This window comes from uncultured Flavonifractor sp. (assembly GCF_944385615.1).
GTDB lineage: Bacteria > Bacillota > Clostridia > Oscillospirales > Oscillospiraceae > Flavonifractor.
Genome location: NZ_CALWXV010000057.1, coordinates 1 through 12,032, shown reverse-complemented (window position 1 = coordinate 12,032; position 12,032 = coordinate 1). Strand labels below are relative to the sequence as shown.

The following is a 12,032-nucleotide window of genomic DNA, read 5'->3' as shown; positions in this document are numbered from 1 at the left end:
GAGCTGCCCCTGGAGGGCGCCAAGGCTCTGGTGGAGCACGGCTGCTTCGCCGTGGCCGAGGGCGCCAATATGCCCTCCACCCCCGAGGCGGTCGCTTGGTTCCAGCAGCATGGCGTGCTGTTTGCCCCCGCCAAGGCCTCCAACGCCGGCGGCGTGGCCACCTCCGGCCTGGAGATGAGCCAGAACTCCATGCGCCTGAGCTGGAGCTTTGAGGAAGTGGATCAGAAGCTCCACGACATCATGACCAACATTTACCACAACGCCGCCAAGGCTGCCGAGGAGTACGGTATGCCCGGCAACCTGGTGGCCGGCGCCAACATCGCCGGTTTTATGAAGGTAGCCGACGCAATGATCTGGCAGGGCGTATCTTACTAAGATTTACAGTAAAAGAGCGGGCACTTTGTAAAGTGCCCGCTCTTTTACTGTCCTCTCCGGGTTTCAAATAAAGCCTAATTCCCACTGGCTCAGTATATCTGTATGCCGTCTGTTATGCCAAGGTGGAAAAAGGTTCCTTTACATAGGAGTAGTAATCTTCCATGGTAAAATCAGAGGGTAAGCCCACGAGATCAGCTTCGCCCGCCTGAATATGGTGTTTGTTCATTTTAAGCCATGCCGCAAACATTTCGGGGTCATTTTGCCGCTTATCTTCCACCCACTTCTGACCTTCCTCTCTCAGGAAGGTCAGCCGGTCGCCAAAGGAGAGGTTCCGTCTGTCCGCTTCCTCCAAGCTCCATTGCAGATGTTCGTTAAAACTTTTTGCGGTTTCCCCCATGATGGTCCATGCCCTTGGAACCTCAATGGTGATCTCATCAGGGACATCCAGTGTGACCTGGCACTGGTCCTGAGACAATTCCAGCTTGTCATACTGGGCGGCCTGTCCTGCTGCCAAATTGCCCTCCGTGACAGCCTGCAAGCAGGTCCCCTCGGAAAGCTTTGTTGCTGTGATCGCGTTTGTATAGGATTGTATTGCACCTGGATATATGTTGTTTACAGGGCTCACCATTTGCATCCACTCCCTTACAGTTCTTGTTATTTCCTACATGGTTATTATCGACTCAGTTAAGCAAAAATTAAAATGAAAGAATAAAATAAAAGAAGAAATCCTGTAACCTTTGTGGTTACAGGATTTCTTCTTGGTACGCCCGAAGGGACTCGAACCCCCAGCCTTCAGAACCGGAATCTGACGCTCTATCCAATTGCGCTACGGGCGCGTCTGACACATTTCCTCAACGTGCCAGATTATTATAGCAATCTTTGAACCATTTGTAAAGAGGTAATTTTAATTTTCTTCCGCCTGGGAGAGGGTGAGCAGAAAGCGGGAGCCGGGGTCGCCGGAAAAGACGACCCAACCGCCCTCCGGCAGGACGACGGAGGTATCCCCAAAGGCCCAGGAGGCGGCCACAGATGTACCGGCGGCGTCATAGACGGCAAAGCCGCCCACCTCCGGGAGCTGGACAGTCATGGTCTTGCCCGCGGCGGAGGGACCCACCTGATACCACCGGGCATAGCCGTCAGCCTGAATGGTGGACCAGGAGGAGGCGCCCCCAAAGAGAGACTCCGCAGCGGCGGAATCCACATAGAGGCCGCCGCAGGTGGACAGATATTCCACGCCGTTTTTCTTTGTTATGGTGATGTTCTGCCAGTCCCGGCCGGCCAGACCGGGGATAATGGCCGCGCCTTCGGCATAGTTTTCGTCTACCATGCGGTCAAAAACCATGTAGCCCGGCATATTGACGCTGTCGGTGGCCAGCCCTGCCGCCGGAAGGGCCTGGGTGTAGACAATGTTGCTATATTTGAGATTCAAAGCCAGGTACATCTTGCCGCTGCGGGCGTCCCAAGCGGACTGAACGGCTTTGGATACCTGGTTATCAGGCAGTTTCATAAAGGCATAGGAGGAGGTGGGCAGCTGTCCCAAACCGGGCAGGGTAGAATAGGCCTTTTGCCAGCAATAGACCTGTCCATTGTCCTCCTCAATGAACTTGACCATCATCGTCTGCTCCTCGTCCCGGAAGGAGCCGTCACTGTAATAGGAGAGGGGAGAGCCTTCAGCAGTCATGGTGCCGTTCTCGCTCACCAGAATGGACACTGTCTGGGTGGAGGAGCCGTACAGCCCGCTGTACTGCGTCAATTCCACGGGCATTTCCGCCTTTTCCGCAGCGGGCAGCGTGCGTGGGGTCTGGTCCACCGTCACACCCTGCTGGCCCAGCGCGGCAATCAGGATCTGACTGGCCGCCATCTCGTTGTAAGTACTGACGCCCCCGGAGGAGAGCACCGCTGCGGCCATGTGGTATTCCGGCAGGACCACCAGTCCGCTGTGGTACACAATGGTGTCGCCCCCCTTGACCAGCGCCTGAATACCGCTATAGGCAAAGGGATACCAGTGAACGCTGTCCCAGCCCAGGCCATAGGCCACGGAGTCCTCCTCATCCTCCGGCCAGAGGCCGTTGGCATATTCATCGGCCATGGTGGCGGCGCGGGAGTTCTCATTGAGAATGGCATCCTCACAGAACACCATCCCGCCAAAGGCGGCCAGGTCGGAGGCGGTGGCATAGATGCCGCCAGTGCCATGGACGCCAACCGTCTCTTGAGGAAGGGCCTGTGTATCCTGGGTGGTGTAGTAGGTCTTGGCCAGACGGCTGGCGTCAAAGTTGCCGCCAGGGAAGTAGGTATCCGCCAGCCCGGCGGGCTCCAACAGGGTCTGTTGGACGTACTGGTCAAACTCCATACCGCTGACCGCCTCCACCACCAGCTCAGCCAGGGTGAAGCCGTCGTTGCAGTAGACGCTGAAGGCGCCCGGGTCGGCCTTTAGCCGCTGGGTGGACAGCTCCTCCAGCAGCGTATCGGTGGCGGTGGTGTCCGGGTCATTGAGCAGAAAACCGTTGGCCATGGTGGAGCCGGCCAGCCCGGAGGAATGGTTAAGCAGCATCCGCACCGTAATGTCCTGATAGCGGGGGTCGGCCATGGTAAAGTCGGGCAGATAGCGGGTGACCGGGGCGTCCAGCTCCAACTTGCCCGCCTCTGCCAGTTTGAGGACGGCGGCGGTGGTGTACATCTTGCTTACCGAGCCGATGCCATAGAGAATATCATCGGTAAGGGCCCGGTTTTCTGTCCGGGAATAGTCCCCCACATGGCCGGTGAGGACGATCTCGCCGTCCTGCCACAGGGCGTACTGGACGCTCTGGGCTCCGCCGTATTGCTGGGCGGCCTGGGCCGCCGCAAAGGCGGTATCTGCCAGCGTGGGGTCCGCCTCTGTCGCCGCGGCAGGCAAAACGCACAGCGTAAACGCCAGGGCTATGGACAGAAGCAGAGAGCCGATTCGTTTCATTTGGGATGCCTCCTTTTTGACGATCCGGGAGAAGACTTTGCCTCTCTTCTTTATTTCTAGGATAACACGCTTTCATGTTTCTGTAAATGGTAGTCTGTTACGCCAGTCCCAGCAGCCGGGCGGCGGAGGCGGTGAGAAAGCAGAGCCCGATGCCCAGCCCGGCGGGGATGGCCACCGATAGCAGCGTCCACTTGACGCTGCGGGTTTCCCGGGCAATGGTGAGGCAGGTGGTGGAGCAGGGCCAGTGGAAGAGAGAGAACAGCATGGTACACAGGGCGGTAAGCCAGGTCCAGCCGTTAGCTACCAGTAATTCCCGCAGGGCTTCCAGATTACCGGCGTCCTGAATGGTACCGGTGGACAGATAGGACATGAGGATAATGGGGATGACGATCTCATTGGCGGGAAAGCCCAGAAGGAAGGCCATCAGAATGGTGCCGTCCAGGCCGATCAGCCGCCCGAAGGGGTCCAGAAACCCGGTACACCAGTCCAAAAGACTGGTCCCGCCCACCGTGACATTGGCGCACAGCCAGATCACCAGCCCGGCGGGAGCGGCCACAGCGGCAGCCCGGCCCAGAACGAAAAGGGTGCGGTCCAGCACCGAACGGACCAGTACCTGCCCCACCTGGGGGCGGCGGTAGGGGGGCAGCTCCAGGGCATAGGCGGAGGGGACTCCCTTCAGCAGCGTGTTGGACAGCAGACGGGATACCACAAAAGTCATGGCTACCCCCAGCACAAGGGTGCCGGTGAGCAGCAGGGCAGAGGCCAGCCCCTGCCAGAGTCCTCCCGCTGTGCCCACAAAAAACAGGGTAATCAAGGTGATAAGGGTGGGAAAACGGCCGTTGCAGGGCACAAAGCTGTTGGTGAGAATGGCAATGAGCCGCTCCCGGGGGGAGTCAATGATACGACAGCCCACCACCCCTGCGGCGTTGCAACCAAATCCCATACACATAGTCTATATAATTTTGCAATAAAAATTATTATAGTCTCCAATGGAGCTGTATCGACTGGCCATCAATGGTTACACGTTCCAGGAGACCGGACAGAAGGGCGCGGCGGAGGTCGGTATCGCCATCTGCAAAGCCAGTCCGGTAGTCCTCCAGAGCCGCCAGGAACAGATCACGGGCCGGTATTTCATCTGGAGCGTTCAGCTGTGCCTCCAGAGCGGATTTCTGGGCGGACAAATCATTGACCCGCTGAGTGATGGATTCCATGGGGATGGAGCCTACCTGGTAAAGTTCGATCAGACGCTCGATCTGCCGGTCCAGATCCCGGCAGGTACGCTGTAACTTCTCTTTGTCTACCTGTACGGTTCGGGAGGCATCCGCTGCCTGGATCACCCGCTCCACAGCACTGGAGCTGGACACCAGAGCGTCCACCTGCCGGCACACCAGGGCATCCAGTGTGCTGATCTCCCAGTTGTCATTTTTGCAGTTGGGGTCCACCACAAATTTGGGTGAGCTTTTGGCTCTGGAATAGCACTTATAGTATCCATGATTGGCTGAGTACCGGGCGCCGCAGCGGCCGCAGTACAGCAGGCCGGAAAGCAGGTACCCAGCCCGGAAAGGGTTTCGCTGGGCTGTGGTTTTTGTCTGCTCCCGGGACAAGCTGTGGAGCAGCTGATTGGCTGCGGTAAAGATATGCTCCTCCACAATGGGCTGATGTACACCGTCATATTCCTGGCCCATAAAATGGACCTTGCCAATATACAGGCTGTTTTTCAGTACGTTGCGGACTTTGGTGGCTGTCCACTTTGTGGTGTATTTTGTGGATAAGTGATGCCAGATGGCGTTGATGGACTTGCCCGCCAGAAAGAGGTCAAAAGCCTCCCGGACCTGCATGGCCTCGTATTCGTTGACGGTAAGGACGCCGTCCTTGTAATCGTAGCCGGTGGGGGCGTTGCCGCCGCCGTGGAAGTACCCGGCCTTGCCCCGGCCGATCCGGCCCATGGTGAAGCGCTCGGTGATCTGGTCCTTTTCCAGCTGGGCAAAGACCGACAGGATGCCGATCATGGCCCGGCCAAACGGGGTGGAGGTGTCAAAGTTTTCGTTGATGGACACAAAGTCGGTGCCATGGGCCAGCAGCTCATCCTCGATGAGGGTCAGGGTGTCCTTCTGAGAGCGGCTGAGCCGGTCCAGCTTATAGACCACCACTGCGTCCACATGGGTCTCCCGGATCTGGGAGAGCATCTTCTGGAGGGCGGGCCGGTCTGTGTTCCCGCCGGAGTAGCCGCCGTCCACATAGGTGTGCAGCAGCACCCAGCCCTTGGCGGCACAGTAGGATTCCAGCCGGGCGGTCTGCTCCTCGATGGAGTAGTTCTCCAGCTGGTTCTCCGTGGACACACGGGCGTAGCCGAAGACCATCATTTTCTCTTTGGACATGGGGCGGCACCTCCAATTAAAAAACAGTGTCAAAATTCCCGTGGAATTATCAATGATAATGTGTTAATGTTTATATCACTGTCAAAAAGGTATGGTTTTTGACAGTGATAATTTGGAAACAAAGGCAACAAATCAAAGGGCTTGTCTTTGTACAAAAAACCAGTGGTTACTTTGTTGTAAACCTGATATAATAATGATGCAGAGGGAAGATCCTTCTGCCAGATAACAGAATGACATCGTCATCTCCGTTTCTGCGCCAGCCTAAAGAGGTGAGCCCCTACCTGCCTGAAAGAGTGGGGAGCGAAAAAAGCGGTTAGCTCTTACCGGAACAAGAGAATGAAAAAAGCGGCGATCCCCTGCCGGACAGTGGGGAATGAAAAAATGCGGGATGGCTTTGCTGTCCCGCATTTGTTTTCAAAGCACACACAGAAAGGCGAAGATAGAGATGAGCAAGCTGCGCTTTTACCACATCCATGAGGGATATATTCAATTCCTTCATAAAATAGATCACAGGGTTCAGCTTAATAAAGGGGAACGCCGCCCCTACATTGGGATTGTACTCACAATCGGGGAACATGAGTACTATGTACCGTTGGAGTCTCCAAAGCCGAATCATAAGAACATTCGGTCTGGCGGCCCTGTTCTCAAGCTCGATGAGGGGCGGCTCGGCATCATGGGCTTTAACAATATGATTCCTGTCAAGCGATACCAACTGATTCCGTTTGACATCCTTGCAGAGCCCAACTTACAATACCGGAACCTTCTGCTGAATCAACTTCGCTACTGTGAGCAACATAAGGCACTTATTTTTGCTCGTGCTCAAACGACCTATCAAAAGGCGGTAAGCGGGAATAACCCGTTTTACTGCAAAGTGTGCTGTGACTTTAAACGATTGGAGACGATCTATAGTACTTACAGAATCAAAAAAACAACTCAGTAAGTTGAACTTAGCCCCATTAGAGCAATCGTTCTAATGGGGCTTTTTGCATTTAAGTGGCCTTTTGGGGTGGGCAGCTCCTCCAGCTCCAACCGGAAGCGGCCCGCCGCATCCCTGGGGAGCCCATAGACCGCCAGGTCAATGTCGCTGCGCTCCCGGCAGTCTCCACGGGCCCGGGAGCCGAAGAGCACCAGACGGTGGGCGCCCGCCCTGCGGGCCAGATCAGCCAGGGCGGGGACGAGAGTTGTGGGGAGTTCCATAAGTCACCTCCAGAGGTTTAGATAGATTACCCCTCGTTGATTCTGTGGATCATTTCAATTAGGCCGTTAAAGTAATCCAATGTACTGAACAGACAGAACAGCAGGATCGCCACAAAGATCAGGATCACCACCAGCAGGGCAATGCGGGTGTTTCGCTTGGCTTCCAGTTTCGGGTCCGTATGTCTGCCGCAGGAAGGACATTTTTTGCCTTTGTACTTTGTACCACAGGCAGGGCATTTCATAGCAGTCTCCTCATTTCATCTCATGTATTCTGTACGGTATCCGACTCCGTGGCGTCAGATATTTGATGACACGCAGCGGGGAATTTCCAACAGTAGCCGCCCGCGTGCTTTTGCCGCCCATTTGCACATTCGCGGATACATTTTGTGCTGACGCCAGTCTCCCTGGAGGCATCTGTCAGGGAGTCAAATTCCTTTAAAATAGTTCCGTCATCCGAACACTGCAATACCGCACGGCGGACGGCCTGTTTCGGCCTGGCAGCCTCCAGCTCCTGTCTGAGCCGGCGCTCTTCCGCCTTGCGGGAACGCTCTTCTTCCTTTGCGCGGAGCGCCTCCTCTCTCCGAAGGCGAGCGGCCAAACGCTCCTGGGCCTTAGCCTTGCGGTTCAGGAAATTCTCACTGATGGGGCCGTCGGGATAATGCCGAAGCCCCTCTTCCAGAATGGCGATTTCCTCTTCTAACTTTCCAGCCCGCCGGTAGGCCATGGCATAGGACTCGTAGAGGGCGGGGTTGGTATATCCCTCCTCCCGGGCGCGGTCATATAGCTGGATAGCCTCCTCAAAGCGGCCCTCTTTGCGCAGCGCCTCTCCTTGCCTCCACAATACCAATCCATGTTCCTGGGGAGCGGGAGTCTGATGGGTATGGGACCGGGCGGTGGGTGTATTGAATTTTGAAACCTGGGAGTCCAAGTCTGCTTCAATATGGCGGAGAATGGCGGCTACCGCTTCGCAATCGGTAAAGGAGTCATGAAATACCCCATCTGGACAAAAGCCGACTTCGGAGGCGACAGCCTCCAGTTTATAGCTGGGCAGAGTCAGCGCACGCTGGGAAAGGGTCAACGCATCCACATAACTCCAGCCTGTGAAGAATTCGGGGAAGGTCTGATTCAAAAAGCGCAGGTCAAAGGTCACGTTGTAACCGACAAGCAAAGCATCACCAAGGAAAGACAGAAACTCGTCCTGGATTTGGTGAGCACGCGGGGCATTGGCCACCATTTGGTTATTAATTCCATTGATTTGCGTAATACTGGGTGAAATCAGACAGTATGGCTTCAAAAGTGTGTCAAAAAATTTGTAGGGCGTACCCTGCGCATTGTAACGAATTGCGGAGATCTGGATAATCTCATCGGTATATGGACTTAATCCGGTGGTTTCAGTATCCAGAATTACATAGTCAGAAGAATGGGGACAGGACGGTACAGAGGAAGTCCTGTCGCTGCTGAGGGAATAGGAAAAACGGGCATCCGGCTGTTGTGGACGATCCTGAAAATGAGAGTCGGGGCAATCATGAGACACCTGAATGTGCGTTTGTTCCGCTTCAAAAGTTTTAGGTGTCTGCTGCTTAGAAGAAGATAATTCTGCAGCCATCTTCAAGGCGGTATGGATACACTCATAGATAGCATCGGCGCAGCCTTTTAATACGCTGACGGTAAACTGTTCTTTTATGGTATCCACCTGGATGTACCCATGCAGAAGATCCTTGCGTAAGGAAATGTTTTTGATAAATTTCAGCGAAATAGATTTGACATTACACCCAATCAGATTCTTTTTGGCAATTATCATCCGCTCCGATGTAATTGCATAGGCGGAGTTAAAACCGTTACACAACCCAATAAAAACAGTCAAAATGTACTCATTAGGCTTTACTTCATCCTCAATCACAGAAAGATGCTTCATACTCCAGCTTTTGAATGTACCAGTGCCCATATGAAAGGTTTTGCAATAGTCATACATATCTTGGGCTGTGTGGAGTGGACGAAAGGTTTCAGCCATCCTTTTCTCCTCTTTTCTCTGTCCAACTTGGACACAATTTAAAAAATTTTTGCTTGGGTGTATAAAAATGTGCAACTTACAGGTCTGTGTAGCTTATAGGTAGATACTGTTTATGAAAGGGGTTCTATCTATGACCGGCCTGAAGTGCTACATCGAAGCGGTACGCCTGTTGGCACAGCTTACTCAGGAGGAGCAGACTGCTTTTCTTTTGCGGCTACGATCCCTTGCAGCTGAGCAAGCACCAGTGCCTGCTGATCGGAGCTGAGCTGCGCAAACAATCTGGCAAATTCCATCTCTTGCCCACTGGCCAACTGACCAGTGGGCGGCTTTTCACCCAGAAGTTCACTGACGGTGACGCCCAGGTACTCTGCGAGCATCTGGACCTTTTCAATGGACGGCATACTGCCTCTTTTTTCGATGTTATTGATAAAGCTCGTCCCAACTCCACTTTCGCGGCACGCCACAGTTGGCTTTACACCTTTAATGCTGCAATACTTTTTTATATTTTGAACAAATTCAAATGCGTCCAAGAGGCAGCACTCCTATATTTAGAATTATGCAATGCGCCGATATTTCTCAATTTAGTAATATTGAGTTGACAATTCTAAATTGAGGATTTATGATTAACCCGTAGTAAATAAGCTGGAACTAGGGAGGGAGAATGCTCCTGAACATTCAAATGGCAGTATCAGAAGCAATAGCCCGCGATATGTGGATCACACGACAAGCTGGGCCGCTTTGGAGCCGCATAAGCCTAGAACCTACAAACAGTACAGAGGGATTTATCGTCCATAGGAGTTGTCCTATATCTTCTCCAGGCTCATTGCGTAGGCGTGCCCTTCGCTGGCAGCCGTGCGCCGAAGACATATTGGCAAACGATTGGATTTTAATACCGAAGGACTACATTTCGGGCACATTCGCTCAAAATGTCTCCTGCAATGGTAGATAGAAAGTGAAGACTAAAGCTGCCGATTTTGGCTGCAATCTCAGAGGACTTCTTCCAAACAGTCTCTGGGCGGATCGTTTCTAAAAATTCATGTCCTGAATAGGTGATGTAATTGACACAGCACATATTCAGACTATCATTTGCCCAGTGCTCTGACAGGCTGATATATCCCCCATCATTAAGGCGAGCAAGAGAATAATATATTGCTTCTTGGGTGTACTGTGGGAGTGCCTCACTGATATCTGAAAGCCAGATTCCAAGGTTCTCTATTTCGCCCAATTCATTTGTAACGATGTGTTTGGTTGATTCTATATAAAGCAAAACATCGCGGATACAGTTGATATCTAATTTCATCAAATGACACCTTCGAGAAATTTCTATATATCCGCTAAAAAGACCTAGATTATGTATCCTTTGGCAGGAAATCATCCGTGTGCTTTGATGGATCTTTATGTTTGGTGCGGATATCTTCAGCCGATAACGCTTTGCAAAGCTCAATAAAGTCATCTTTTGCAGCAAAGGCGTTATCTGAATAGACATACTGGGCAATTTTATCAATAAGTGGCCAGAGAGATTTATCTACATAAATATAAACTTCGCCCATGGCAGTTACAAAATCTTGATCACGGTCTGTTACCTCCGCACGGTGCTGGTAATAAAACTCGCGTTCTTGCTCCTTCTGCTTCGCGGCAATATCAATGTTTTTTTCCTTGATGCGGAAGATGCCGTTTACTAAGGCAGAGATAAGTGGAGATAAAACCGAGAGAACCAGTGCTGCCACAGAAATAAAGAGAGAAAGATTCAGATCAGAAGAAACCTGTTCAGCAGGCATTGTACCACATCCTTGTTTTAAGTTCACCTATTGTAAATCATACCATATACCCAGAAAAAGGACAACCTGAAAGGAGGGGGAAACGGTGAAACTCAAAGAACTACGACAAGCCAAAGGAATGACCCAGGCGGACTTGGCCCGGGCGGTCAAGGCGTCGAAACCCACAGTTTGTATGTGGGAATCGGGCGCCAGAAAACCAGGCCTGGACTATCTCCTGGCTCTGGCCGATGTACTTGGCTGCTCAGTCGATGTTATCCTCGGTCGGAACGAATCATCGGAGCAGCGGGACGCCAGCTGATCCCCGTATCCAGTTTACCCCAATGAGGAGGAGATAACCATGCCGGAGGAATGCCGGAATATTTATAAAAACTGCCGCAAGGCCGCCGGTTTTACCCAGGAGGCGGCAGCCGAGCGGTTGGGTATCAGCGTGGAGTCCATCCGGGCCTACGAGAGCGGCCAGCGGGTCCCGCCTGACGATGTGGTGGACCTCATGTCCATCCTGTACAATTCCCTGTATTTGATCGCATGGCATTCACGGGCAAAGAGCGCCATGTACAGCCGGGTGGTGCCGGAGATCCAGCCCCGGTCGGTGCTGGAGGCCAGCGCCCGGCTGACCAACCGGATCTTTCACTTTGCCGACACCCACGCCGACCGGCGGCTCATGCGCATTGCCGAGGATAACGTCATCGATGCCGACGAGCGGCCTGAGTTTGACGACATCCTGGAGGATTTGCAGGAGATCGTGGAGGCGGCCCTGGAGCTGCGGTGTGCCAGAGAATCCTCATAGGACAATCCGGCCGGCGCATAAGGAACAAGAGAGGAGGCGGTGCGCAGTGATCGATCTGAGCAAGGTCAAGGTGACCAATATCATGGCGGATGGGTCTATCTGTGAGGACCTGAGTACATATCTGGAAACCCATGCCCTGCCTGAAAATGTGCAGCGGATGATCCTGGGTTTTATCCGGGATGGGCGTGCCATCCGAGAGAAGCGGCAGCGTGCAGCCAGGGAGGGAGAGCCGTGAACGGGCAAAAAAAGAGCCCCCCTGTCTGTGGAGGCAGACAGAGAGGCCAAGATGGTTTCGTGCATGAAAACCATGTTTATGATACCACAGACAGCGGGATTTTACAAGGGGGTGAAGGGGCTTGACCGAGTATCATTTCAACGTGGAATTGGCCCAGCGCCACGGCGTGAATGGGGCCATTTTCCTCCACGCCATGGCCTTCTGGATAGCCAAGAACCAGGCCAACGGACGGCACTTCCATGAGGGCCGCACCTGGACCTACAACAGCCTGGAGGCCCTGACCAAGCTGTTTCCCTTCTGGACCCGCCGCCAGCTGGAGCG

At 53.5% G+C, this 12,032-nt stretch carries 13 protein-coding genes, 1 tRNA gene and 3 pseudogenes; 6 read left to right on the top strand and 11 right to left on the bottom strand.

Annotated features, from left to right (window positions below):
* Window positions 1-375: pseudogene (locus Q0J75_RS11620) on the top strand (NADP-specific glutamate dehydrogenase); the annotation flags it as partial.
* A gap of 112 nt (window positions 376-487) precedes the next feature.
* Here the strand turns inward: Q0J75_RS11620 and Q0J75_RS11615 are convergent.
* The 5 genes and pseudogenes from Q0J75_RS11615 to Q0J75_RS11595 all read right to left on the bottom strand — a co-directional run bounded on the left by Q0J75_RS11615 (window position 488) and on the right by Q0J75_RS11595 (window position 5,703).
* Window positions 488-1,003 (bottom strand): hypothetical protein, encoded by a 516-nt coding sequence (locus Q0J75_RS11615; RefSeq protein ID WP_297201432.1) that lies wholly within the window; start codon window positions 1,001-1,003, stop codon window positions 488-490.
* Window positions 1,004-1,134: 131 nt separating this feature from the next.
* Window positions 1,135-1,211: transfer RNA gene (locus tag Q0J75_RS11610), tRNA-Arg, on the bottom strand.
* A gap of 68 nt (window positions 1,212-1,279) precedes the next feature.
* On the bottom strand, window positions 1,280-3,325 hold the full coding sequence (locus Q0J75_RS11605) for a serine hydrolase domain-containing protein (RefSeq protein WP_297201429.1): 2,046 nt from the start codon (window positions 3,323-3,325) through the stop codon (window positions 1,280-1,282).
* A 97-nt stretch (window positions 3,326-3,422) separates the two neighbouring features.
* Window positions 3,423-4,277, bottom strand: a pseudogene (locus Q0J75_RS11600) (nucleoside recognition domain-containing protein); the annotation flags it as partial.
* A gap of 25 nt (window positions 4,278-4,302) precedes the next feature.
* Window positions 4,303-5,703 (bottom strand): recombinase family protein, encoded by a 1,401-nt coding sequence (locus Q0J75_RS11595; RefSeq protein WP_297201428.1) that lies wholly within the window; start codon window positions 5,701-5,703, stop codon window positions 4,303-4,305.
* Between the two features lie 445 nt (window positions 5,704-6,148).
* Between Q0J75_RS11595 and Q0J75_RS11590 the strand changes: the two genes are divergently transcribed.
* Window positions 6,149-6,643 (top strand): type III toxin-antitoxin system ToxN/AbiQ family toxin, encoded by a 495-nt coding sequence (locus Q0J75_RS11590; RefSeq protein ID WP_297201425.1) that lies wholly within the window; start codon window positions 6,149-6,151, stop codon window positions 6,641-6,643.
* Here the strand turns inward: Q0J75_RS11590 and Q0J75_RS11585 are convergent.
* From Q0J75_RS11585 to Q0J75_RS11560, 6 genes are all read right to left on the bottom strand, one after another.
* Complete coding sequence (locus Q0J75_RS11585) at window positions 6,637-6,900, bottom strand: nucleotidyltransferase family protein (RefSeq protein ID WP_297201423.1); 264 nt, start codon at window positions 6,898-6,900, stop codon at window positions 6,637-6,639. The two genes, Q0J75_RS11590 and Q0J75_RS11585, sit on opposite strands and share 7 nt — an antisense overlap.
* A gap of 26 nt (window positions 6,901-6,926) precedes the next feature.
* Window positions 6,927-7,142 (bottom strand): hypothetical protein, encoded by a 216-nt coding sequence (locus Q0J75_RS11580; protein WP_297201422.1) that lies wholly within the window; start codon window positions 7,140-7,142, stop codon window positions 6,927-6,929.
* Between the two features lie 20 nt (window positions 7,143-7,162).
* On the bottom strand, window positions 7,163-8,911 hold the full coding sequence (locus tag Q0J75_RS11575) for an exonuclease domain-containing protein (RefSeq protein ID WP_297201420.1): 1,749 nt from the start codon (window positions 8,909-8,911) through the stop codon (window positions 7,163-7,165).
* A gap of 179 nt (window positions 8,912-9,090) precedes the next feature.
* A complete protein-coding gene (locus Q0J75_RS11570; protein WP_297201418.1) occupies window positions 9,091-9,441 on the bottom strand; it encodes a helix-turn-helix domain-containing protein in 351 nt (116 codons plus the stop codon).
* A 356-nt stretch (window positions 9,442-9,797) separates the two neighbouring features.
* Entirely contained in the window at window positions 9,798-10,211 is a 414-nt protein-coding gene (locus Q0J75_RS11565; RefSeq protein ID WP_297201414.1) for a DUF2513 domain-containing protein, read from the bottom strand.
* A gap of 49 nt (window positions 10,212-10,260) precedes the next feature.
* On the bottom strand, window positions 10,261-10,689 hold the full coding sequence (locus Q0J75_RS11560; RefSeq protein WP_297201412.1) for a hypothetical protein: 429 nt from the start codon (window positions 10,687-10,689) through the stop codon (window positions 10,261-10,263).
* A gap of 85 nt (window positions 10,690-10,774) precedes the next feature.
* Between Q0J75_RS11560 and Q0J75_RS11555 the strand changes: the two genes are divergently transcribed.
* The 4 genes and pseudogenes from Q0J75_RS11555 to Q0J75_RS11540 all read left to right on the top strand — a co-directional run.
* Window positions 10,775-10,987: a helix-turn-helix transcriptional regulator gene (locus Q0J75_RS11555; RefSeq protein ID WP_297201409.1), complete on the top strand. Its 213-nt coding sequence runs from the start codon at window positions 10,775-10,777 to the stop codon at window positions 10,985-10,987.
* 39 nt (window positions 10,988-11,026) lie between these two features.
* Window positions 11,027-11,476 (top strand): helix-turn-helix domain-containing protein, encoded by a 450-nt coding sequence (locus tag Q0J75_RS11550; protein ID WP_297200553.1) that lies wholly within the window; start codon window positions 11,027-11,029, stop codon window positions 11,474-11,476.
* A gap of 46 nt (window positions 11,477-11,522) precedes the next feature.
* The gene (locus tag Q0J75_RS11545; protein WP_297201407.1) at window positions 11,523-11,711 is read left to right on the top strand and encodes a BOW99_gp33 family protein; all 189 of its coding nucleotides are present in this window, start codon (window positions 11,523-11,525) and stop codon (window positions 11,709-11,711) included.
* A gap of 121 nt (window positions 11,712-11,832) precedes the next feature.
* Window positions 11,833-12,032, top strand: a pseudogene (locus tag Q0J75_RS11540) (hypothetical protein); the annotation flags it as partial.

Bases quoted from the DNA above. Each gene is read 5' to 3' on its own strand.
- Q0J75_RS11575 (WP_297201420.1), bottom strand. From the start codon at position 8,911: ATGGCTGAAACCTTTCGTCCACTCCACACAGCCCAAGATATGTATGAC.
- Q0J75_RS11580 (WP_297201422.1), bottom strand. From the start codon at position 7,142: ATGAAATGCCCTGCCTGTGGTACAAAGTACAAAGGCAAAAAATGTCCT.
- Q0J75_RS11560 (WP_297201412.1), bottom strand. From the start codon at position 10,689: ATGCCTGCTGAACAGGTTTCTTCTGATCTGAATCTTTCTCTCTTTATT.
- Q0J75_RS11595 (WP_297201428.1), bottom strand. From the start codon at position 5,703: ATGTCCAAAGAGAAAATGATGGTCTTCGGCTACGCCCGTGTGTCCACG.
- Q0J75_RS11565 (WP_297201414.1), bottom strand. From the start codon at position 10,211: ATGAAATTAGATATCAACTGTATCCGCGATGTTTTGCTTTATATAGAA.
- Q0J75_RS11615 (WP_297201432.1), bottom strand. From the start codon at position 1,003: ATGGTGAGCCCTGTAAACAACATATATCCAGGTGCAATACAATCCTAT.
- Q0J75_RS11605 (WP_297201429.1), bottom strand. From the start codon at position 3,325: ATGAAACGAATCGGCTCTCTGCTTCTGTCCATAGCCCTGGCGTTTACG.
- Q0J75_RS11590 (WP_297201425.1), top strand. From the start codon at position 6,149: ATGAGCAAGCTGCGCTTTTACCACATCCATGAGGGATATATTCAATTC.
- Q0J75_RS11550 (WP_297200553.1), top strand. From the start codon at position 11,027: ATGCCGGAGGAATGCCGGAATATTTATAAAAACTGCCGCAAGGCCGCC.
- Q0J75_RS11585 (WP_297201423.1), bottom strand. From the start codon at position 6,900: ATGGAACTCCCCACAACTCTCGTCCCCGCCCTGGCTGATCTGGCCCGC.